The sequence below is a fragment of the Enterococcus sp. AZ140 genome (assembly GCF_051714405.1).
GTDB lineage: Bacteria > Bacillota > Bacilli > Lactobacillales > Enterococcaceae > Enterococcus_B > Enterococcus_B pernyi.
Window position 1 is genome coordinate 462,719 of the sequence record NZ_JBIORU010000001.1, and the last position, 23,487, is coordinate 486,205.

Genomic DNA, 23,487 nt, shown 5'->3' on the forward strand with positions numbered 1-23,487 from the left:
AAATATTCGTTATACTAATAAGTATAACAGAACAACGAACGTAGTATAATGAATGAATGTTAACTGAATATGAACAATCAGAAAAAAAACTGAAATTTTTCAAATAATTAAATGAGGAGAAATGATGAATCGAATATTACTAGTAGAAGATGATGAGCGTTTGCAACAACTTTATCAATCCGTTTTAGAACGCGCTGGTTTTTTGGTTTTCGCAGTCGCAAATGGGACCGAAGCTTTGAAGCAATTAGAGAGTACTCAAGTGGAGGTGATCATCACAGATATTATGATGCCTGTGATGGATGGGTATGAACTGTTGGAAACTTTACGAAGCAGTCGCGTAGAAACACCTGTGTTGATCATCACAGCGAAAGCAGATTTTGAAGATAAAAAGAAGGGATTTCAACTGGGAACGGATGACTATATGACGAAACCAGTAGATGTCAATGAAATGGTGTTGCGGGTAGAGGCCTTGTTACGGCGAGCGAAAATCAATCATAGCCATCAATTGAACATTGGACAAACTAGCTTGAACCAAGAAACGTATGAAGTGATTGAACAAGATCGAGCAACCTTACTTCCGCAAAAAGAATTTCAATTGTTATACAAATTGCTTTCTTACCCGAATAAAATTTTTACCCGCCAACAGTTGATGGATGATATTTGGGGCTTGGATACGAATACGGAAGAACGGACGATCGATGTGCATATCAAACGATTACGCACGCGTTTTATTGAAAATGATGATTTTCAGATCATAACAGTTCGTGGCTTAGGCTATAAGGCGGTGATTTAATGCGTAAAAAAATCTTTTCACAATTATGGATTTATTTCGCCTGCATTGTGTTTATTTCCATTTTAGTTACTTTGTTGTGTTTCTTAGGTTTTATTTTCTTGCTGTCACACAAAACAGTCCCTGCTTCAGAGCAACAAGCGACATGGTTTCCTTTAGTCGTTTTTGCAGGATTTAGTATGATGGTGGGCACAGGGATCTCGATCTTTGTCGGTCGGCGGATCTTACTGCCAATCAGTGATTTACGAACCAATATGAGCAAAGTAGCAACGGGTGATTTTTCGATTCGGATGGATGAGCAACAAAAAGTCGAAGAGGTACAGCAACTATATAAAGATTTCAACGTGATGGTCCAAGAATTGAGTAGTATCGAAACGTTACGAAATGACTTTGTTTCCAATGTTTCTCATGAATTTAAGACGCCTCTTGCCACGATCCAAGGATACGTCCAGTTATTGCAGGCGCCTAACATTTCAGAAGAAGAAAAGCAAGTTTTCTTGCAACGAATCATTGAGAGCATCACTCAGCTTTCGCAATTGACAGAGAACACACTGAAATTGAATAAATTAGAAAATCAGCGAATTAAATTAGAAAAGCGCCCGTTTCGTTTAGATGAACAGATTCGTGAAGTGATTGTTTTTTTACAACCTAAATGGGAGCAAGAACACCTTCAACTGGAGATCGATCTGGAAAGTGTCAACTTTGTCGGTAATGAAGAATTTCTATATCAAGTCTGGCTGAATCTCATGGACAATGCCATCAAGTACAATCAACCACAAGGGAAAATCAAGATTCGCCTAACACAAAATGCCACTCAAGTAATCGTTGAAGTGACAGATTCTGGCGTGGGAATGGATCAAGAAACACAAGCACGACTCTTTGAGAAATTTTATCAAGGGGAATCCAGTCGTCAATTTTCTGGGAACGGGCTGGGCTTATCACTAGTCAAAAAAATCGTTGAATTGCATCATGGAAAAATCAGTTATAACAGTATCCCAAAAGTAGGTACGACTGTCATCATTCAATTAGACAAAGAAAACACGCAACCAAATTCTCCGATGGAATAAGATCCAGAGAAGTGAACAGTTAATGATCTATAGGAGCAATAAACCAACAAAAACAAAGAAAAAAACGCCACTTCTGATTTAATCGTTCTAAGGTGTATTTTTCAAGTAATATATACTTGGAAAAGTGTACGAAGACAAGTCGTACATAAGTGAGCATTCGTATATTTTTCTAATAACCGTTATTGGAGGAATGATAGGAATTGAAAAAAAAAGTCGGTTTATTGCTCGGACTTTTGACGTTAAGTATTGGACTGAGCGGAGCCAATCCCATAGTCATTGCAGAGGAAACAACTCATTCTCATGATACTCCCGTGGCATTATTGAAACAGGATTCGGTCTTAAGCACACTTGAGGCAAATGCAAGTGCAGAGGATGAAAAACAAACCGATCGTGGCATCGGTTATTATTGGAAATGCCATACCTGTGGCTATCATAGTAAGTGGCATCTATTCCCTGGAACAGCAGTTTCTGCTGCCAATAAACATGCACAGCAATACAATCATGTCACCTCTGTTTATCCAAATTAGCAACTGACTATTTTAGAATGGAGTGTAGCAAAAGATGAATGAAACGTGGTTGAGTAGGAATAAAAAAGAATTGATCCGTTTCTCTCTTGCCGTTTTTCTAGGTTTTACGCTAAGTTTTATCGTGTTTGCTTTGTTGTAGGTAAGAGGATAATAAGAAAGTATTCAAAAGGAACAAAGACCAGAAATCATTACGGTCTTTGTTCCTTTTTTGTAAGCTGAATTTTAATGATAATTAGCGTGGTTTTCGCGAATATTGAAGTAATTAGTGGGTATGATTGTTAATTTTACTTGCAAACAATATTATACGTGATATAATATTATCAAATATAAAATATTGCAAACTATAAAGAAGGTGAAGTAATGCATATCCAAGTCCCAACAGTTTTACTCGATGGTACGGTTTTAGCAGCTTTAAGCAGAGAAGACATGTACGGTTACGCATTAACGAAGATCGTCCAAGAAAGTTTATCTGTCAGTGAATCAACGATGTATCCTGTTTTACGCAGATTAAAAAAAGAAGAATACTTAGAAACATACGACGAACCATTCGAAGGTAGAAATCGCCGATATTACCGCTTAACTCCGAAAGGACGTCAACATTTAGAAGAAATCATTGATAAATGGATCGTGTTTCGAGATTCCTTAAACCGATTACTGGAGGAGAATACGAATGAATGAATATTTAGATGATGTGTTGGACGAACTTCAAGAAATACCTGAAGATGATCGCTTTGATATTATTCAGTATTATGAAGAATACTTCTTGGATTCTGGCAAAACAGTAGAAGAAGTCGTGGATGAATATGGCTCACCAAAGCAATTTGCCCTGAAACTGAAAATCAATTATTACTCGGAACAAGACGACGATGAATCAGAATACAGCCAAAGTCCTAAACGGAAAATCCGTTTGATTTGGATGATCGTCATAGGGTTGTGTGCATCACCTTTATTGATTCCTTTAGCATTAGCGTTTATTCTAGCGATTTTTGGTATTCTGATTGGCTTAATTGGCGTGATCATTGGAATCTATGTCGTATGTATCAGTATTTTAGGAGTAGGTTTATTTTCGATCATTTCAGGTGTTGCTGTCTTGCAACAATCGATTGCTAGTGGGCTGTTCTTTGTAGGACTAGGGTTACTTGCCACAGGAGGTGCTGTCTTCTTTGCACCATTACTGTTAAAAGGAACTAAATGGTTATTCCAAATGATGATGAACTTTGTCAAATGGGTAGGACGCCGGTTTATTACGAAACGAGCGATCCATACGACGAATAGTGGGGTGTAAAAAATGAAATTAAAGTATATCTTAGGCGCAGGGTTAGGACTAATGGTCGTTGGTGGCTTGATGGCAGGATTAAGTTATGTTTCTGGCGCTCAAACGAGTTTGACTTGGGAAGGCGGACCAAGAATCATAGAAATGTCTCGTGAAACAAAAGATTTTTCTTCCGAAAACATCGAAAAAATCGTTGTCCGAGCAGATCATCAAAATATCGTGATCCAACGAGGCGTGAACTTTGGGGTTGAAGCGTCTTATGATAAAACGCAAAAACCAAAGATCAATCTGGAAGATAAAACATTGGATATCTCAGCTGACGGTCAAACGCCAGCAGCGATGATAAACGTGACAGACACACGTTCGATGTTGAAAATCACGATTCCTAGAGGTGTAACCTTAAAAGAACTAGTGGTTGAAGGTAGAAACAATGAATTATTGTTAGACGAATTCAGTAGTAAGAAAATCAATTTGAATACAGCAAACACTTGGACATCGATCAATGAAGTAACAGGAGAAGCTCTTACTGCAGAGAGTCAGATGGGTTCGATCAATTTGAATGAACTGTCCATGAAACAAGTAAAACTAGAAGTAAGTGATGGTAGCATCTATTTTAATGATAATGAATCAGCAATAAAAGGTGAAGTTATCCTTCAAAATAGTAGTATTGATTTCTATGATAATGAAGATCAAGGATTGGCTGTCATACTAGATGGTGATTCTTACATTACCAAAAATTATGAACCACTAACAACGAAGACTTACAACCGAGGAAATAAAGAGCTCAAAGTGACTGGCCATAATAGTCAAGTGAACTTGACGAATGAAGATTATGAAGAGCCTCCGATGGATGATGAAGATTACGGCGAGTATGATTAATCGTTGAACAGTCAAGACTGTCTTTTTCTAAATAACGAATAAATAGTTGAAGAAGCGTATAATTCTTTATGGAATAAGGAATTATACGCTTTTTTATTTATTTTACATGAAATATCATCGCCTATCATTCAATAATATAGTAGAATAAGGAAAGGGAAAAACGTACATATATGGGGAAAATAGGGTGAATATTGAATGAAAACAGAGGAAATCAAGCGGGAAGAATTGAAAAGTGAATTAGGGAAATTGCATCATTTTTTAACAGAACTGAGTACCAAGTATTATGATACAGATAAAGAAAGGGTAACGATCCAATATCCAAATAATTCCGAAGGTCGACAACTTGAACAAGTGTACAACGAAATGTTCAAACATCTATTGAAAGTGAAAAAAGAATTAGATTATTATTCACTGCCAATCATCGATACGGGTATTTTAAAATACGATCAAACAAGTGAGCGATTTGTCTTCAAGTCGGTTCGTGAGAATCTTGAATTATCCGCCGGTATGGACCTAGAGATCTTAGTGGAAGACTATTTTACTGAAACAAAACAGTGGGTCCGTACACGATTAGAATATTTGCCAGAAGCATCAGGTGGCGTACACGAAAACGGTTGGTATATCACGGAAGACAAAGAATTGGAACTAGAAGGAGCCATGGCAAGGATTCGTAAAAAAACAGAATAGAACCAAAAAAATTAGGAGTGAGTAAATGAAAGAAAAAAAGGCTTTCACTATCAATGGCTATATAGGGCTATTTATTATTCTTCTAATGTTTGTCGTAGGAATCTTACTATTTTTCATAGGGGTTGCTCGATTTTTAGTTGGATTTTCAGTTGTTGGGATTTTCTTGTGGTTGCTCGTTTTCTTAGCAATCAGCGGACTGACAGTAGTCAGCCCCAACCAAGCAAAGGCCATCGTCTTTTTTGGGCAATACATCGGAACGATTCGTGAGAGCGGTTTTTTCTTAACGATTCCTTTTGCACAAAAAATCAACTTGTCGTTAAAAGTTCGAAACTTCAATAGTTCACTGTTGAAGGTCAATGACTTAGATGGAAATCCAATCGAGATTTCCGCTGTCGTCGTTTTTAAAGTAGTAGATACAGCTAAGGCGCTTTTTGATGTAGCAAACTATCATCAATTTGTTGAAATCCAAAGTGAAACCGCCATTCGTCATATCGCCAGTCAATATCCATATGATACATTCAACGAGGATGATCTTACTTTACGTGGAAATACCACTGCGATTTCAGATGAATTGGCAAAGGAATTACAAGAACGTTTATCGGTGGCGGGGGTCGAAGTTTTAGAGACGAGATTGAATCACTTGGCTTATGCAACAGAAATTGCCAGCGCGATGTTACAACGGCAACAAGCCAAAGCCATTTTATCTGCCCGTCAAACCATTGTTGAAGGCGCAGTGACGATGACACAAATGGCTCTGGAACAAATCGAAGCAGGTCAGGATATCACCTTTACCGATGATCGAAAGATCCAGTTGATCAACAATCTACTTGTATCGATCATTACTGATAAAGGCACACAACCAGTGATCAATACAGGTAATAACAAAGAAAAATAGCTGAATGAGGAAAGCATTCGTCAGTGGAATGCTTTCTCCAACGAATATCGGTTTGAATCAATAAAAAGGAATTTGGAGTGGCTTACACCTCCAGATTCTTTTTTTTATGGGACATATGACAATAATGAAAGAGTTTTGATAGTAAAAAGAAAGGAATTTTCACGGATACTTGACTATACTTAATTTATCAGAACAGGAAAGAAGGAGTCACAATGAAAAAATTATTGATTGGGTTGGGAGCATTTATCATCATCGCTTTTGGTGGCTACCGTTTAGCAGATCATTTGATCATGGGTGGCGAAAGCTACTATGTTCAAATCACAACGGATGGTGAGAAACAGGTGGATCACGCTGACGGTGGACAAGAAATCATCAGTTATCGTTATGAACTACCTGGGTTTAATAAAGAAGGTAAAGAAAAAACAATGGACTTCAATGGTTTTCAAGAGCGACCATTAAGAAAAGATGCATTTTTGAAAGTGACTTGGAATAAAAATAAAGGCGTGACGTCTTATGAGGAAGTACAGGCAAAAGACATTCCATCAGCAGCACAAGAAAAATTAAGTAAAGGAACGGTCAATAATGGATAAAATCGTAGAAATCAAGAACGTAACAAAAGTTTACGGAAAAAGTAATGAGAAACAGACACAAGCATTGAACGGTATCAGTTTTAGTGTGGAAAAAGGCGAATTCATTGGTATCATGGGGGCTTCTGGATCAGGTAAATCAACCTTATTGAATATCTTATCAACATTAGATAAACCAACAAGTGGCACGATCCATATCAACCAAGCAGATGTCACGAAGTTGAAAGGAAATCAGTTAGCCGATTTTCGAGCAAAAGAAATCGGCTTTATCTTCCAAGATTTCAATCTTTTAGAGAACTTGACTGCACAAGAAAACATTGCAGTTCCGCTTTCTTTACAAGGCGTGAAACCAAAAGAAATCAAGAAAAAAGTCAATGCGGTGGCTGAACGCTTATCAATCAGTCACATATTAGACAGCTACCCCGCAAAAATCTCTGGTGGACAAAAACAACGGGTAGCAGCTGCGCGTGCATTGGTGACTCAACCAACGATTCTTCTAGGTGATGAACCAACAGGCGCATTGGATTCAAAAAGTGCGAAAGATCTTTTAGACACGATGGAGGAGCTAAATACGAAAGATAATGTCTCCATTTTATTGGTGACACATGATGCTTTTTCAGCAAGTTACTGTCAACGAATCTTATTTATTAAAGATGGCGTGATCCATCAGGAAGTTAAACGCGGAGAACAAAGCCGTTCAGACTTTTATCGTCAAATATTAACGATTCTAGGTAATCTAGAACAGTAAGGGGGAAACTGAACATGCTTTGGAAATTATCACTTACTGGGATCAAGAGTCGGTTAAGAGACTATATTGTTCTATTTTCCGGTTTAGTCATGGCTTCAGCCATCTTTTATATGTTCGAGTCAATGGCCAGCAACACCGATTTTTTGAACAATAATTCCACTTTAGCGATGACAGTCTTTATCTTTCGCTTTGGGTCGGTATTATTGGGGATCATCACATTTGTTTACATTCTTTATGCCAACTCATTTTTGATGACGATGCGACAAAAAGATTATGCGATGTTTATGATGCTAGGAGCAAAAGGCCGGAAAATTGCTCAAATGATTTTCTCTGAGACCTTGATAGTAGGAACAGTCGCTACTTTGGTTGGTTCAGCGCTAGGTATTGGTTTAACAAGCGTTGTCCATCGACTATTAGTTGCCCAGTTAAATATTAAAATCACTCATTTTACACCGTTCAATATGAATGGATTATTGATTACTTTGCTGTTTTTCATCGTACTATTCTTATTAGCAGCGTTTGTCAATGCATTCTCGATTGTCAAAAAACCAATTTTGACTTTACTACGTGCGGATCAAACACCTGCGCAGATGAAACAACACAAATTCTTGTTTTTCCTTGAAGTAGTTTTAGGAATCATTTTTATCGGTGTCGGTTATTATATGATGGCAAATATCGGAACCTATCAGTTGATGGGAATCGCCGTCGCGTTAGTTACAATCGTTTTAGGAACGTACTTTATTTTCCATTCGGTCATCATTTTCTTCCTTAAACTATTGAAGAAAACAGAAAATCTTTCGATGAAAAAACTGAACAACTTTACGTTATCACAGTTAAGCTTCCGTATTCGTGAATACACACAAATGCTTTCAATGGTTGCGATGTTACTCGCATTAGCTTTAGGTGCATTAACAGTCGGTCTAGGCTTTAAAAACCAGATCACTCAGTTGACGAATGAAGTATCGAACTATGATCTAGTATTGAATCAATCAGAATTGATCGATCAATCTAAAGTGGCGAAACTTTCACCAACGATCAACGCGGTCTATCAACAAAAAGAAGACGAAAAAACAGTGTACTATAACTATAGTGAGTTTGAACAAAATCCATTTTTGATCATGGAAAATCAAACACCTAACACTGGTGAAAGAAACGTCAAAACGAAAAAAGTAACCGCAGAAGAATTAGCGACAAACTTAAACTATCAAGATGAGTTGCGCTATTACGAATTGCCAGAACAACGAGAAAAAGAAATCAAATTACTGCCAGCAGAAGAATTTGCTCAATTAAATCTTCCACAAACCAGTATGCAACTGATCCAAGCAAAAGATTTCCATGAGAGTATTGAACAAATTGGTGATCTGGTAGCAGAAAACAATAAAAATAATGAATCATTAAAAGATGGAATGTTTAGTTTCACGCAAAAATATGATGCGTACCAAATGATCAACGGTATGTTCTCAGGCTTTGAATTCATGGGCTTCTTCTTAGGGATCGCCTTCTTGACAATGTTAGCAAGTTGCTTGATGTTCAAGATCCTCTCAGGTAGCAAGAGTGATGTCGTTCGTTACGAGATGCTCGGTAAGATCGGTGCTCGTCAAGCATTGTTAAAACAATCGATTCGTCGAGAAATCGGTATTCTCTTCTTAGCACCAGGGATTCTAGGAGCCATCCATGTATTATTTGGACTTCAAATGTTTACTGTTTTGATGGATGATCCATATCACAACTTATGGATACCATTTACAATATTCTTTGTTCTCTACTTCATCTACTATGTTGTAACTACTTGGTTGTATACAGGCATTGTTTTGAACAAAAAAGAATAAGAATGAATTTAGATTGAAAAAAAGCGAGAAGATGGTTTGTAGAAGAACCTCCTTCTCGTTTTTTCTGTTGTCTTCGGTAAAATTTAGAGAAACATGATAAAATAGTAGAAAGAACATTGAATTCGATGGGAGGCTATTGATTATGAGTGAACTGGCTAGATTTTTCAAAGATGGGCAACTGCAACAAATCCCTAGAAAAGAAAAAAATAAACGTTTGATCTTTGATCATCTTTATTCAAAGTTTGAATTTGATAAAGATTACTTAGAGAAGGAGGTCAACGCAATTCTAAAAAGTATTTATCCGGATCATGCGATATTACGTCGCTACCTAGTGGATTATCATTATCTAGATCGAGAAAAGGACGGTTCGATCTATAAAAAGGCAGTGAGAGAGACAGAACCCAATACATAAAAAGCGCATCTCTTTAAAAACCAAATTGGCACGAAAGAGATGCGTTTTTTAGGAACTTTTATTTGTTTGTTTTTGCCAAGCATCATATTTCAACAAAAAATATTCGATCACGAAAAAAAGCGTTGAAGTTGTTTCAAAAGGTGTAAGGATATCTTCTTGATCTTGTAGTTCTGGATTCAAGAAGAAAATCGTTTCATCACAAAGTTTTGAGACAGTTGAGTTCCTAAGTTTTGTGATACCAATTGTCTGGATATTTCGTTGCTTCAGTTGCTTCGCTAATTTGACGACTTCAGGAGACTCACCATTTAGCGTGATCAACAGGACTAAGTCTTCTGGCTGAATGATTTGGTAAAACTGCTTGTTGATGGAAACTGCACCGAAGTCATAGAGTATCAATCCGTTGTGTACGAAAAGCAATTTCATATAACTTGAAACTAGTGTTTGTATATCACCTGATCCATAGATGAAAATCCGATTCGCATTAGCCATCATTGTACATAGATCAGTGAAATCTTTTTTCTTGAGGTTCTCAATTGTTTGGATATGATTTTCCAAGATTTCCTCCTCAAACTCGGATAGACGCACATTTTCCTGTGTAAGTTCATTTTTTAGATGATATTTGAATTCTGAGAAACCATCAAACCCTAATTTTTGGCAAAACCGCATGATTGTTGTGCGAGAAACGTTGCATTGTTTCGCCAGTTCGTTAATAGACATTGTTAAAGAATTTTTTTTGTGATTTGTGATATAGGACCAGATAAGAAAATCATTTTCAGTCAACCTTGACTGAAACGTCGTAATTCGGTCTTGTAACATCTTTTTTCATCATTGCCAAAAATCTATAAATCGTTAGAACTCACCATTAAAGTTTTCAGAACCATGTTTCTACTACGCTTGTTTGGTCATCTGTGAATATGGATCTGACGAATAGTGGTTATTTTTTTGATGGATCGATTGAATGTTCGATTCTAATTTATAGATATTACAGGTTTTGACAAATCAGTTTCCCCCTTTTTCATTTGATATTTTTGAGAGAGTTCACGCTGTAATCGACGGAAACGTTTCTCAATCTTGTTAGTTTTATTGCTATTTTCATAGGCCTTGCAAGGTGATACAACTGCTAAATCTTTGTTACCTAACTCAATAACCAATTCTTTATCAGTCAATTTTTGGTTGATCGACTGCCTTCACTCACCCTTTGCTTACTTGGAGGATTTTCCAATTGCGTGTGTCCTTCTTGTTCTCACCTCACTATTAAGATACGCCTTCATGTACCGTTTATTTGATTAACTACTACCTGACCTCCTGTTTTATTCTCGAAGATAGGATGTGACGATTCACAAATTTTGTGACAAAAACCTTTTTCCTGTGAGGAGTTTTTAAATCATCTTAAAGTGTTTCAGGAATCCATTTTAATAGTAAACTAAGAATCAGTAAAGCGCTTACTAAAAAATATGAAGGACTAAAAAACTATGATGAAAAAAATTCAAAGATTTGGTGGAGCAATGTTAGCACCTGTCATGCTATTTTCTTTTTTTGGTATCGTTATTGGTTTTTCTTTACTTCTTTCCAATCAAACGATCATGGGAGATATTGCTGCGCCTGATACACTCTGGTATAAGTTCTGGAATGTTGTAGCAGCCGGTGGCTGGACACCATTTTTTCAATTACCACTTTTATTTGTGGTCGGATTACCAATCAGTTTAGCTAAAAAATATGCAGCTCGAGCAACGATGGAAGCATTAGTGACCTATATTGCTTTCAATTATTTCGTCAATGCAATTTTAACGTTATGGCCAAATTCTTTCGCTGTGGATCTATCTCAAGGAACAGCCGTTGGTTCTGGGTTAACATCGATTGCTGGAATCATTACTTTAGATACGGGCATGATCGGAGCATTGTTGATCTCAGGTATCGTGGTTTATTTGCATAATCGCTTTTATGAAAAAGAATTACCAGAGATGTTGACGATTTTTAGTGGTTCTGTTTTCGTTACGATGATCGCTTTTTTTGTCATGATTCCTCTAGCACTTTTGATGTGTGTCGTATGGCCAATCATCCAAGAAGGAATGAGAAGCATGCAAGGTTTTTTTATCAATTCAGGAAATTTTGGTGTATTCATCTATCAATTTTTGCAGAAAATCCTTATTCCAACTGGCTTACATCATTTTGTGTACGCCCCATTTGCTTATGATAGTGCGGTAGTTGAAGGAGGGATGGCTGCTTATTGGGCATCAAATATCGGCGAATTCCAAACAAGTGCACTTTCGCTTAAAGAACTTTATCCTTTTGGGGGTTTTTCTTTATCAGGCATGTCAAAAGTATTTGGAACAGCCGGCTTAAGCTTAGCCATTATTCAAGCCGCTCGTCCAGAGAAAAAGAAGAAAGTCATTGCATTGATCGCCCCAGCTGCCTTAACTGCGATTTTGACAGGAATCACTGAACCTATTGAGTTTACGTTCTTATTTGTTGCTCCAGCTTTATGGGGTGTCCATGCGCTATTAGATGCGTCCATTGCTACAGTTTCTTACGCTTTTGGCGTCGTTGGTGATTTTGGTGGTGGATTGATCAATTGGTTAGGATTAAATTGGTTGCCTCTTTGGAATTTTCATGGTTCGACCTACCTCACCCAAATCATGATCGGACTTACATTTACTGCGATCTGGTTCTTAGTATTTACCTTCATGATCAAAAAATTCAATTTAAAAACTCCAGGACGTGAAGAGGATGTATCAGAGATACAACTTTATTCAAAAGCTGATTACGAAAACAAAAAGAAGACACAGCAAGGTGAACAAGAGAAAAACCTACCTAAACATGCTAGACAAGCACAAGCCTATCTAGTGTTAGTAGGTGGAAAAGAGAATGTACTGGATGTGACGAATTGTGCCACACGGTTACGACTTACCGTGAAAGATACAAGTAAAGTAGCCAGTCCTATTGATTTTCAGGAAGCTGGGGCCGCAGGACTTGTCAATCCAGGCAATGGTGGTATCCAAATCATTGTTGGGTTAACTGTTCCAAGAGTGAGAGAATCATTTGAAGAATTGATCGTAAAATAAGAGGAGGATAATTATGAATAAGAAAAAAAGTTCAATCTTGATCGCCGGTGGAGGGAGTACATATACACCTTCATTAGTGATGATGTTAATAGAAGACCGAGAACGATTTCCAGTCAGAAAAATCAAATTTTATGATAATGATGAACAAAGGCAAGCAGTTATAGCAAAAGCATGCGCGATCATCCTCGCAGAACGAGCGCCAGAAATCGAATTTGATTATTCAACAGATCCCAAAGAGGCATTCACAGATGTTGATATCGTCATGGCACAACTAAGAGTTGGAAAATATGCCATGAGGGAACAAGATGAAAAAATTCCATTTAAGCATAATGTTGTAGGTCAAGAAACATGCGGACCAGGGGGACTTGCATATGGGTTGCGCTCGATCGGGCCAGTCTTAGAACTAGTCGACTATATGGAAAAGTATTCACCGGATGCTTGGTTATTGAATTATTCTAATCCAGCAGCAGTGGTCGCAGAAGCAACAAGAAGGTTTCGCCCCAATTCAAAAATCATCAATATTTGTGACATGCCCGTTTGTTTAGAAGATATCATGGCTCGAGTGATTGGGCTACGGGATCGAAAAGATTTTGAAACGTCTTATTTTGGCTTGAATCACTTTGGGTGGTGGACAAGCATCAAAGACCATGACGGCAATGACTTGCTGCCGAAAATAAGCGCCCATGTAAAAAAATATGGCTATACAGAACAAACACAACAAGGCCAACACAAAGAAAAAAGCTGGTTGGAAACCATGCTAGCAGCCAAAGAGTTACATGAAATTGAGCCGACCTTTTTATCCAATACGTATTTAAAATATTATTTGATGGCTGATGAAACAGTTGCTCATGCTGATAAACAGTATACAAGAGCGAATGAAATCATTGATGGACGGGAGAAAATCGTTTTTGAAGAATGCCAGCGGATTATTAATAACCAAACAGCCAAAGACACGCTTTTTGTCTCTAATGAGCATGCCTCATTTATTACAGATCTAGCTTGCGCGTTGACATTCAATACGAAAGAGCGCATGATCCTGATCGTTGAGAATAATGGTGCCATCTCTAATTTCAATCACGATGCGATGGTCGAATTGCCTTGTATCGTAGGGAAAGACGGTTATGAAGTACTATCGATTGGTGAGATCCCTACTTTCCAAAAAGGTTTAATGGAACAGCAAATTGCATCTGAGAAGTTAGCAGTCGATGCTTGGGAACAAAAATCATATCAAAAATTATGGCAAGCCTTCATCATGAACAAAACGGTACCTAGTGCAAAAGTAGCGAAGGAGATCCTTGATGAAATGCTTGAAGTCAATGCTCCTTATTGGCCGGAGCTTCACTAGGTATTACTTATAAAAATGAAAGGGGTCGGCTGGAGGAGATCCTTCAGCCGATCATTTTGAAAGTAGATATGGCAGTAAAGAATAAATTTCAACTCGTCTATTTTTTTCAGTATGCGTTGATGGCTACTTTGATGACACAGATCGTGCCGTTTTTGACCGAACAAGGCTATGATGCGGTCCAGAGAGGCTGGTTTTTGGCTTCTTACAGTGTGACCACGATGATCTTCCAGATCTTTATTGGCTATTATTCTGACCGAAGCAAGCAGATAAAAAAAGTTGCCATGGTAGTTTCTGTACTATTCGTATGCTTTGCGATCAGTTTTTATTTGATAGGAAAAGACATCTGGCTGGTACATCTGATCTTACTGGCTATTGCGGGAGGGCTATCCAATACAGGAGCAACCGTCCTAGATAATTGGGTGTTATCAGAGTCAGAGATGCGAAACAACCTTGCGTCGATCAAAGCAATAGGTTCTTTAGGTTGGAGTGTGATGAGTGTATGTATTCCGGTATTCATTTTTAATAATAATTATCAGTGGCTGCTCGTTCCTTTTCTCTTTTTTCTAATCAGTTATTTGTACATCGCAAAAACAGTGCCTCAAACACCTCACGATACAAAGGAACCTAAAGAACAAAAAAATGAGGGATTTAATCTTTCGGATATGTATCAGCTGTGCAAGAATGGGGAGTTTTTATGTTATACGTTCCTATTTTTTCTTTTATATTTAACGATCGTCGCCAATAATACGATCGTGATTGACAAGTTACTCTTAATGGATAGTGGAAATACGTTCGTAGGATTAAAGTGGGCGATTCAAGGTTTCTGTGAAATTCCAGCGTATCTTTTATTGAATCATTCGGTAACAAAATGGAAAAATGAGCGATTGCTTTTTATTTCTGGTTTCTTTTTGGTCCTGCAATTTTTGATTTATGCAACTTCACGAACGCCGCTAGTATTGCTTGCTGCCAGTTTCTTGCAGTTTTTCACTGTACCAGCTTTTACTATCGGTAGTCGAATGATCATCAGTGAGATTACCCCTAAAAATGTTTTTTCCTCCGGACAACTTCTGTCTATAAGTGTTTATATGGGGCTTTCTTCCTTTGTTTCTCCATTACTAGGCGGTGTCTTGGCCCAACAGTTATCATTGAACCAAGCACTTTACTTTTTTAGTCTGCTACCGATCTTTGCTTTTCTTTTTTATTACTGCTACAGGAAGTATCAGAGAAATAGTTGACATGCTTAAACTACTACGTTCAGTGGCTTATCTAAAAATTGGGGAATTCCTTACTTTTCCTTACTTTTTTGGTATAATCGAATAAAGGAGAGGAATACTTATGGATAAAAAAGTGCAAGTCTCAGCTAAAATGACATCTAAAAATCAAATCACTGTCCCTAAGAGTGTGCGTCAAAAATTAGGCTTGAAAGAGAATCAGAGAGTTATTTTTGAATTCACACCTGAAGGTGAAATTAAAGTGACTAGTGAAAAAAACAATCTGGATTTTGAAGGATTTTGGAAGCATGAATTGGCTGTGGCGGAAGAATACGCGAGTTATGATACAGAAATTGTTGATTTTGGAGAGGATGTAGGTGAGGAGAAAATCGAATGGTAAAACAAGGGGATATTATTTTTATAGATTTGGGTCCAACAAAAGGGAACGAACTAGCAAAAAAACGCCCGTGTGTCATCATTAGCAATAATAACTATAATAAGATTTTCAATACCGTTTTAGTCATGCCCATCAGTAGTTCAACAAAATATTTACAGGAAAAACATCAACGCTCCGGTGCATTTCAAACAATTTCTGATACAGTGATGAATACAATCAAAGGAACGATATTATGTCAACATATCCGAAGCATCGATTTATCTCAACGCAGTAATCTTCAAGTGGTTGATCAAATTGATCCTCAAACGAAAGAAAGGTTATCAGAAATTGCCAAATATTTTTTCTAACCAATAATGCACCTTTCCAACGCCTATTTAGGTGGAGTAAGATACATAAAAAGAACCAGAACTCAGAAGTATTCCATCCACTTCTGAGTTTTGGTTCTTTGATGTGTGTCCATTTTTGCTATCTCAAAAATTGTTTCATCCGAAAGACACGATCAAGGTTCAAGCGACTAGCAAGTGGCTGATCGGTTTCTCTGACCGTTACAGAAAGTTTCTGTGGGATCTCTCTCACTGAAAAATGATGCCATAGGTCCCAGAAAGAAGCAAATCTTAATTCTGATAGATATAGAAGTGAAGGGTTTCTTTGATTGAACAACGAAATGGTCATTCTAGATGAGGTAGACGAAGAATTTCGCCAACGAGTAGGAACGACAAAGGAATCCATTCGCTCATTTGTTTCAGAATCCTGTTTTTCTTGTTCTTTTGGTTCGTCGTATTGCGTCAAGTCATAGGCTTCAATGATAGCATTCAATTTCCTAGAATATTGTCGATCTGTCGCATAGCGCCCTTCTAAATACTTCGTTGCTTCTCGGTAATCTTTAGTCTCAGATTTCCAGGTTGGTTTGTAAAAATCAGCATTATGAGATAAGCCGTTTTTGATCAAATCTGCGTAGTCTTCTAAGCTTTCTTTATAAGATGGGTATTTACGAAATGCTGCACGGATTTGATAGTTTTGCCCAGCTGCTGTTTGTTCTAAGGTGTTGAAGGAAATACTACTCCCTTTATAAGCGCCCTTGATCCCAAAAAGATTATAGTTCGGTGAACGAGAAAGCAAGCTGTTGCCAGAACCACTTTCTAGAATAGCTTGTGCCATCATAACAGAAGCATAAATATTTTCTTCTTGCCCAATTTCTCGAGCATCTTCAGCAATTTTTTCGACAAACTGATCTGTTGTTTGATTTTGTGCGAAATGGAATGAATCGTTGATCCCATCTAAAATCGGTGAATTAGCTAACGAATTTGTCGCTCGTGGTAAACCAGCTATATTGACACGTAAGGCAAAGTCGGGTCTGTAATCCTTGATGGAAGTGATCCGCACATGGTCACCCGGTTGAGGGGCATGGATGTAATTCCCATTACCAATATAAATACCTACATGATGGGTAGTACCCGAAGCAGGTCCCCAAAAAACTAGATCGCCCGGTTGAGCATTCTCGACAGGGATTTGTGTACCCGCGTATTGTTGTTCCCCTGTCCAACCTCCAATCGAATGGCCAGTTACTTTTTTATAAATGTAATAAGTCAAACCAGAACAATCGAAAGTCGTAGGACCTTTGGCACCCCAAACATATGGTTTTCCCAGCTGGCGATATGCTTCTTTTACAAGTGCTTGTTGGGTGCTTGTTGTGTTGGCCGGTAAAATTGCTTCGATCGGTGTTTTTACAACAAAATCAGATGATTCTGAAGCTGGGTTTTCAATTCGATCGGGCGTCTGAGGCCGATTAGTGTTTGTTGTCTGGTTTGAAGATGAGCCATTATTGTTTGTTGATCCAGTAGAACCACTTGTATTCCCATTATTATTTGAAGAACTTGGTGGTCGTGAAGGATTTGTCGTATTTCCTGTAGTTGAATTTCCGTTGTTGTTGCCATTATTTCCCGAATTGCCAGTATTGCCATTATTACCACTATCCGGAATATCTGGAGTAACTGGCGTTGGCTCAGAAGAATCCGTCGTTTCTTCTTCTGGAGAGGTTGGTTCAGAAGGGGAAGTCGACGACTCAAATTTTGCGGAGATCGTTAAATCAGTCACGCCGACTGTAAAAATTTGTTTGGTATAGTCGATTTCTTGCGCACCTTCGATTTTGACAGAAACTAATTGTTCATTCGTTTCAGGTGTGATCATATATGTAACTTTGGTTCCTTCTTTTAAGTCTTTGACTTTGCCAGACTTAGAAATCTCTAGAAAATCTTCTTCTGTGTACTCTCTTGTTTTGATCTCAGATTTTTCTTTCTCTTCATCAACGATCTTCAATTTGATTTTTCCACGTAAATTCCGAGCAATCGATAGCGTCCGAGTGGCTGTTTCGGTCGATTCTTCCGTTGATTCCTCTGGATTATCGGAAGAATCTGTTGAAGAACTTGATAGCGTGGAATCATTAGTACTTGAATCGGTCGTAGCTGAAGGTGACTCCGCAACGATCGTGCTTTCGGATGTCTGTGTTCGCCTGATTGTAGCAAATGCAGGCTGTGTAGATAACAAAGTTGGAGCAATCAGCCAAGATGCTGCAAGTAGGCGTATTGCTGTTTTTTTCTTCATAACGAAATACTCCTTTTCTTTTTCCACAGTTGCACTAATAAAGTTGCATCTGTTCTGTCAGTTGCTTGATTTCGTGAATATATTCAATCATGATTCACGAATAAAAAACAAATAAACATTGGACAAAAGTATTAAGTAGCTATTCATTTCGTTTGAACATTCATTGTTTGATGTACCCTATTTCATTTGTGGGGGCACAAATTTTGGGGGAAATGAGTACACTTACTATAAGTTTACCAAAGATTTATCAATTCTTCAAAACATTTCGTTAAATAACGAACGTAAAAAAAAGCCCTGGTTGCTGGCTTTTTATGGAAGAAATAAAAATATAAAATAACGCATTATTTTAAAAACCAATGATAACAGGTTCAGTCATCATTGATTCGCAACAAATATTCGTGTTATTGTGGGGCGGAGAGATCGATCGATTGAGTTGAGGAACGTTGGATCAACTCTACGGGCAATAAAAGTTCTTCCCATGATTTATCAGGGTGTTGGATGCGTTCTAAGAGTAAACGAGCAGTCGCTTTACCTAACTCTAAAATGGGTTGAGCAATGGTCGTTAATTTAGGCTTCATGTATTCACACATATCAATATTATCATAGCCAATGATGCTATAATCTTCGGGAATGAGTTTATCTTGCTCCGCTAATCCGCGATATACACCAAAAGCTAGTTCGTCATTCAATGCGAAGATCGCTGTAGTAGCAGAGGAAAGTAAATCAGGAACGATTTCATAGCCCCCTTTTTTTGAAAAGTGAGTAGGGAACCAATGAATCTGTTTCTCAGAATGATCCACATGTTTACACGCTGCTAAGAAACCATCTATCCGATTTTGGACATTTTGCGGTGTCTGTTGTGGATAGACTAAAGCAATTTCCTGATGACCTAAGCCTAGTAGATGCTCACCGGCTAAGTACCCACCTTGATAATCATCTGTTAAGACCGCATCACTAGAACCTTCTGCTTTTTTCTGATCTAATACGATAAATGGTTTCCCTTGTTTCTTCAAAGAAACTTGAAGGGCTATCGTTGAGACAGCCGAAGAGGCAATAATAAACCCGTCGACACCACGTTGCGTCAACTCAAGTAAATAATCCGTTTCTTTTTGATGATCAAAATCTGCATTGCATAGAATCGTGACAAAATTTTGTTGATAAAGATAGTCTTCGATCCCTTGCATCAACGTATTGAAAAAAGGATTGGTGATATCAGGGACAAGAACACCGATGGTTTTTGTTTTCTTTGTGATCATTTGACGTGCAATGTAATCGGGTTGGTAACCTAATTCGTCTCTTGCTTTTACTACTTTTTTGACCGTATCTGGATGGAATTTTGCTTCATTGCCATTCAAGATCAGTGAGACAGTTGCGATGGATACGCCTGAATGTTTCGCAACGTCTTTGATCGTCACTTTTTTCTTTGCCATTGCTATACTCCTATCTCTTTCTTAGTGTCATTTTCCCATGAATACGTAAAGAAGTAAATGATGATTCTGTGATATTCGTCATCTTGCACACTCTAGAACCGGATAAAAGGTATTCCAGAAGTAAAACTTCAATAATAAGCCAAAAAAATCAAAAAATGAAAGAACCATTTTCTATTTTTCTTTCTTATGCCTCTGTGCTAAACGTGCCTTTCACGACCTCTTTTGAAAAGGTTTTTTTCACAACCTTTCATTTCAGTGTTAAAATATAAGAGATTTACCAAATAGATAAATAAAAGGGAGAATGAAGGTGGAAGTTTTATGAAATATGTAGAAGTAAAAAATGAATTTAAGCGTTACCAGATGGGCGAAACAACGATTACAGCGAATGACGATATTTCATTCTCCATTGAAAAAGGAGAATTAGTGATTATTCTTGGGCCTAGTGGAGCAGGGAAATCAACGGTATTGAATATTTTAGGTGGGATGGATACACCGGATGAGGGACAGATCATTATTGATGAAACAGATATTGCTCAATTCAATGACAAACAATTAACGGCTTATCGCCGGACAGATGTTGGCTTTGTTTTTCAATTTTATAATCTTGTTCCTAACTTAACTGCAAAAGAAAATGTTGAATTGGCAACAGAAGTTTCGCCAAATGCGTTAGATCCTGTAGAAGTTTTGACACAAGTTGGGCTTGCGCACCGGTTGAATAATTTCCCATCACAATTATCAGGGGGCGAACAACAACGTGTGTCGATTGCACGAGCGCTTGCGAAAAACCCAAAATTATTACTTTGTGATGAACCAACTGGCGCATTGGATTTTGAAACAGGAAAACAAGTATTGAAATTGTTGCAAAATGCTAGTCGTGAACATGGCAATACCGTTTTGATCATTACACATAACTCGGCTTTAGCACCAATCGCTGACCGAGTAATCCATATCAACGATGCAAAAGTCCGTGCAGTCGAATTGAATGAACAGCCTTCATCTATCGATGAACTTGTTTGGTAAGGAGGTTTGCCATGAAAAATAGAACTTACCTCAAAGCAGGATTTCGTGAAATACGCCAATCAAAAGGACGCTTTATCGCGATTATATTGATCATTTTACTCGGCACGCTCTTATATGTAGGCGTCAAGACAGCTGGTCCTGTGATGCAAAAAACGATGGATGAATATGTCAGGGCAGGTAAACTCTCTGATCTACAGATCATTTCGACAGCAGGATTGACGAAAGAAGATGTTGCAGAAGCAGAGAAACTCTCAGATGTAACCGTTGAAACGGGCAAACAACTATATTACGCGAATGCCAATAAAAATGAAGTTGTCCAAGTATTCTCTTACGCTCCAGATATGAAACAAAATGAGTTGACGGTGATCAATGGTCGCTTGCCACAATCGGATGATGAACTTGTACTAGATGAGAAGGCAAAAAATCAAGGATACAGCATCGGTGACACCTACACGATTGAATCAGATGACTTGAAAGAGACGGCATACAAGATTACAGGTTTTGTCCGCTCGCCGTTATTCATCAATAATTTAGAACGAGGTTTTGCAAATGTAGGGAATGGGAGTATTGATTACTTTGCCTATGTCCCCCAAGATAATTTTAAAACAGATATCCAATCCGTATTATATCTTGACTTTGCAAATGTCGACGATTTAAATACGTACAGTGAAGAATACCAAGAAGAGATGGAAAAAAACATCGAAAAGCTGGAAGGGTTGTTTGAAGAGCGACCGCAACAACGTTTAGAACAGCTGAAGCAAGAGGGCAAGGATGCTTTAGGCCCTGCAAAACAAGAAATCGCAGCCGGAAAATCACAAGTGGCTGATGCGAAAAGTCAATTAGAAGCAGCGAGAACGCAGATTGATCAACAACGTCAAGTCTTGGAGCAGTTACCTGAACCGCAGCGAACACCGGCATTGAGTGCTTTAGCGGAACAAGAAAGTCAATTATCAGAGCAAGAAGCACAATTGACAACAAAAGAAGCGGAGCTAACAGAGGCCGAAGCATCTATTGCGGAGAATGAAGAAAAAATCAATGAATTAGCCAAGCCAACTTATCTTTTCCAAGAGCGATCGGAAAATGTCGGCTTTCAGGAATTTGGCGATCTAGCTGAACGCATCGCAGCCATCGCAAATGTCTTTCCAGTCTTTTTCTTCTTTATTGCAGCATTGATCACTTTTACCACGATGACACGGATGGTAGAAGAAAATAGACGAGAAATCGGTACATTGAAAGCCTTAGGATACAGTAAATTGGAGATTGCCAAAAAATATGCCATTTATGCTTGTCTCGCTTCAGGTATCGGAATCATTTTAGGAACGATATTAGGAACCAATCTTTTGCCACGGATCATTTTTGAGCTTTCAAACGAACGTTATGATATTGGCAGTGCGGTGATTTTCTATGATTGGCCACCAATCATCCAAGCAGCTATTGCGTTCTTCATTGCTGCTTTTGGTGCAGCGATGTTAGTTCTATTCAAAGATCTACGCGAACGACCAGCTGCTTTGTTACAGCCTAAAGCACCGAAACCGGGGAAAAGAATTCTTTTAGAATACATTACTCCTCTTTGGTCACGTTTAAGCTTCAATCAAAAAATCAGTTATCGTAATCTTTTCCGTTATAAATCACGGATGTTCATGGCAATCATCGGAATTGCCGGTTGTGCAGGATTGATGGTCGCAGGAGTTGGGCTAAAGGATTCGCTTAGCTCGGTTTCTGCCAAACAGTTTGGACCAATCATTGATTATCAAGCGATCGTAACGACCAATCAAACTGATGAAACGAGTCAAAAAGAAATCAATGACGCAATGGATGATCAAGCGAAGATCACTGATCGTTTAGCGATTGATTCGCAAACGATTGAACTACGTAAAAAAGGCCAAGCATCACAAAGTTTGACTTTGATGGTACCAGAAAATGAACAAGCATTAGAAACGTTCATCCATTTGAAAACAACGGACGATCAATCGGTAGAACTACCAGATCATGGGCTTGCGATTACACGTAAAGCGGCTGAATTATTCGATTTATCTGTCGGTGATACGGTGGAAATGTATGATGACGATCAACAAAAATTACATGGAACGGTGGCAGTCATTTTGCAAAATTATTTGGGTAATTTTGTCTATATGAGTCCAACGTACTATGAAGAGATTTCTGGACAGCCAATGACAACCAATGCGTATTTACTCAAAACAGAAAAGATGTCGAAAGAAGAAGAGGATACACTCTCAGAAGAATTATTGAAAACGGGGGCGGTTACTAATACCTCTTTTATTTCGACACAGATCAAGAACCAAGAAGAATCTCTTTCAAATTTAGATGCAGTGGTCATCATTTTCGTCGTTCTATCTGGTTTATTGGCGTTTATCGTTTTATACAATTTAACGAATATCAATATCTCTGAACGAGTACGTGAACTTTCTACGATCAAAGTATTAGGCTTTTTTGATAAAGAAGTCACGATGTACATCGTTCGAGAAAATATCATCTTTACTTTATTAGGGATCATTGGAGGATTTGGGATCGGTTATGTGCTGACCGACTTTATTTTACGCCAAGCTTCAATGGAATCAGTGATTTTCCCGTTAGTTATTACCTGGGTTGCTTATACACTATCCGCTGCTTTGACGATTCTATTCACGGTGATCGTGATGATCGTCACTCATTTCAAATTGAAGCATATTGATATGATCGATGCATTGAAATCAAATGAATAACGAG

The 23,487-nt window shown here is 38.1% G+C and carries 23 protein-coding genes and 1 pseudogene; 19 read left to right on the forward strand and 5 right to left on the reverse strand.

Annotated features, from left to right (window positions below; all coding sequences use genetic code 11):
* The first annotated feature begins 124 nt into the window (after positions 1-124).
* The 12 genes from IGJ39_RS02225 to IGJ39_RS02280 all read left to right on the forward strand — a co-directional run bounded on the left by IGJ39_RS02225 (position 125) and on the right by IGJ39_RS02280 (position 9,694).
* Complete coding sequence (locus tag IGJ39_RS02225; protein WP_029594002.1) at positions 125-793, forward strand: response regulator transcription factor; 669 nt, start codon at positions 125-127, stop codon at positions 791-793.
* Positions 793-1,857, forward strand: coding sequence for a HAMP domain-containing sensor histidine kinase (locus IGJ39_RS02230; protein ID WP_019722998.1), 1,065 nt, complete (start codon positions 793-795; stop codon positions 1,855-1,857). The genes IGJ39_RS02225 and IGJ39_RS02230 overlap by 1 nt, the downstream gene beginning before the upstream one ends.
* 200 nt (positions 1,858-2,057) lie before the next feature.
* Positions 2,058-2,384 (forward strand): hypothetical protein, encoded by a 327-nt coding sequence (locus tag IGJ39_RS02235; protein ID WP_019722997.1) that lies wholly within the window; start codon positions 2,058-2,060, stop codon positions 2,382-2,384.
* A 360-nt stretch (positions 2,385-2,744) separates the two neighbouring features.
* Positions 2,745-3,062, forward strand: coding sequence for a PadR family transcriptional regulator (locus tag IGJ39_RS02240; protein ID WP_010736371.1), 318 nt, complete (start codon positions 2,745-2,747; stop codon positions 3,060-3,062).
* Complete coding sequence (locus IGJ39_RS02245) at positions 3,055-3,669, forward strand: DUF1700 domain-containing protein (protein ID WP_019722995.1); 615 nt, start codon at positions 3,055-3,057, stop codon at positions 3,667-3,669. Before IGJ39_RS02240 ends, IGJ39_RS02245 begins: the two co-directional genes overlap by 8 nt.
* A gap of 3 nt (positions 3,670-3,672) precedes the next feature.
* Entirely contained in the window at positions 3,673-4,536 is an 864-nt protein-coding gene (locus IGJ39_RS02250; protein ID WP_019722994.1) for a DUF4097 family beta strand repeat-containing protein, read from the forward strand.
* Positions 4,537-4,731: 195 nt separating this feature from the next.
* On the forward strand, positions 4,732-5,223 hold the full coding sequence (locus IGJ39_RS02255; protein ID WP_010736368.1) for a DUF5348 domain-containing protein: 492 nt from the start codon (positions 4,732-4,734) through the stop codon (positions 5,221-5,223).
* Between the two features lie 25 nt (positions 5,224-5,248).
* A complete protein-coding gene (locus tag IGJ39_RS02260; RefSeq protein WP_019722993.1) occupies positions 5,249-6,118 on the forward strand; it encodes an SPFH domain-containing protein in 870 nt (289 codons plus the stop codon).
* Positions 6,119-6,330: 212 nt separating this feature from the next.
* Entirely contained in the window at positions 6,331-6,708 is a 378-nt protein-coding gene (locus IGJ39_RS02265) for a YxeA family protein (protein ID WP_019722992.1), read from the forward strand.
* Positions 6,701-7,453, forward strand: a complete 753-nt coding sequence (locus IGJ39_RS02270; RefSeq protein WP_019722991.1) for an ABC transporter ATP-binding protein — start codon at positions 6,701-6,703, stop codon at positions 7,451-7,453. The genes IGJ39_RS02265 and IGJ39_RS02270 overlap by 8 nt, the downstream gene beginning before the upstream one ends.
* A gap of 14 nt (positions 7,454-7,467) precedes the next feature.
* Entirely contained in the window at positions 7,468-9,282 is a 1,815-nt protein-coding gene (locus IGJ39_RS02275) for an FtsX-like permease family protein (RefSeq protein ID WP_019722990.1), read from the forward strand.
* A 142-nt stretch (positions 9,283-9,424) separates the two neighbouring features.
* Positions 9,425-9,694, forward strand: a complete 270-nt coding sequence (locus IGJ39_RS02280; RefSeq protein WP_019722989.1) for a DUF2087 domain-containing protein — start codon at positions 9,425-9,427, stop codon at positions 9,692-9,694.
* Positions 9,695-9,742: 48 nt separating this feature from the next.
* On the opposite strand, the gene IGJ39_RS02285 is transcribed toward IGJ39_RS02280, so the two are convergent.
* The 3 genes and pseudogenes from IGJ39_RS02285 to IGJ39_RS02295 all read right to left on the reverse strand — a co-directional run bounded on the left by IGJ39_RS02285 (position 9,743) and on the right by IGJ39_RS02295 (position 10,860).
* Positions 9,743-10,249: a MurR/RpiR family transcriptional regulator gene (locus tag IGJ39_RS02285; protein ID WP_023519074.1), complete on the reverse strand. Its 507-nt coding sequence runs from the start codon at positions 10,247-10,249 to the stop codon at positions 9,743-9,745.
* 48 nt (positions 10,250-10,297) lie between these two features.
* Positions 10,298-10,510: pseudogene (locus tag IGJ39_RS02290) on the reverse strand (MurR/RpiR family transcriptional regulator); the annotation flags it as partial.
* 152 nt (positions 10,511-10,662) lie between these two features.
* A complete protein-coding gene (locus IGJ39_RS02295) occupies positions 10,663-10,860 on the reverse strand; it encodes a hypothetical protein (RefSeq protein ID WP_141566831.1) in 198 nt (65 codons plus the stop codon).
* A 306-nt stretch (positions 10,861-11,166) separates the two neighbouring features.
* Between IGJ39_RS02295 and IGJ39_RS02300 the strand changes: the two genes are divergently transcribed.
* The 5 genes from IGJ39_RS02300 (at position 11,167) to IGJ39_RS02320 (ending at position 16,056) form a co-directional block, all read left to right on the forward strand.
* Positions 11,167-12,756 carry an alpha-glucoside-specific PTS transporter subunit IIBC gene (locus IGJ39_RS02300; protein WP_019722987.1) on the forward strand — a complete coding sequence of 530 codons (1,590 nt, stop codon included), beginning with the start codon at positions 11,167-11,169 and terminating at the stop codon, positions 12,754-12,756.
* A 13-nt stretch (positions 12,757-12,769) separates the two neighbouring features.
* Positions 12,770-14,101 carry a 6-phospho-alpha-glucosidase gene (locus tag IGJ39_RS02305; protein WP_019722986.1) on the forward strand — a complete coding sequence of 444 codons (1,332 nt, stop codon included), beginning with the start codon at positions 12,770-12,772 and terminating at the stop codon, positions 14,099-14,101.
* A gap of 68 nt (positions 14,102-14,169) precedes the next feature.
* Positions 14,170-15,336 carry an MFS transporter gene (locus IGJ39_RS02310; protein WP_029594001.1) on the forward strand — a complete coding sequence of 389 codons (1,167 nt, stop codon included), beginning with the start codon at positions 14,170-14,172 and terminating at the stop codon, positions 15,334-15,336.
* 100 nt (positions 15,337-15,436) lie between these two features.
* Complete coding sequence (locus tag IGJ39_RS02315) at positions 15,437-15,712, forward strand: AbrB/MazE/SpoVT family DNA-binding domain-containing protein (RefSeq protein WP_019722984.1); 276 nt, start codon at positions 15,437-15,439, stop codon at positions 15,710-15,712.
* The gene (locus IGJ39_RS02320) at positions 15,706-16,056 is read left to right on the forward strand and encodes a type II toxin-antitoxin system PemK/MazF family toxin (protein WP_019722983.1); all 351 of its coding nucleotides are present in this window, start codon (positions 15,706-15,708) and stop codon (positions 16,054-16,056) included. The genes IGJ39_RS02315 and IGJ39_RS02320 overlap by 7 nt, the downstream gene beginning before the upstream one ends.
* Before the next feature lie 118 nt (positions 16,057-16,174).
* Here IGJ39_RS02320 and IGJ39_RS02325 read toward each other — a convergent pair whose 3' ends face one another.
* Both IGJ39_RS02325 and rbsR read right to left on the reverse strand, forming a co-directional pair.
* Complete coding sequence (locus IGJ39_RS02325) at positions 16,175-18,310, reverse strand: glucosaminidase domain-containing protein (protein ID WP_195339573.1); 2,136 nt, start codon at positions 18,308-18,310, stop codon at positions 16,175-16,177.
* A 401-nt stretch (positions 18,311-18,711) separates the two neighbouring features.
* Complete coding sequence (gene rbsR, locus IGJ39_RS02330) at positions 18,712-19,740, reverse strand: ribose utilization transcriptional repressor RbsR (protein ID WP_019724320.1); 1,029 nt, start codon at positions 19,738-19,740, stop codon at positions 18,712-18,714.
* A gap of 318 nt (positions 19,741-20,058) precedes the next feature.
* Between rbsR and IGJ39_RS02335 the strand changes: the two genes are divergently transcribed.
* Positions 20,059-20,760 (forward strand): ABC transporter ATP-binding protein, encoded by a 702-nt coding sequence (locus tag IGJ39_RS02335; protein WP_010736355.1) that lies wholly within the window; start codon positions 20,059-20,061, stop codon positions 20,758-20,760.
* Between the two features lie 11 nt (positions 20,761-20,771).
* Positions 20,772-23,483, forward strand: coding sequence for an ABC transporter permease (locus IGJ39_RS02340; protein ID WP_066026458.1), 2,712 nt, complete (start codon positions 20,772-20,774; stop codon positions 23,481-23,483).
* Positions 23,484-23,487 lie beyond the last annotated feature (4 nt).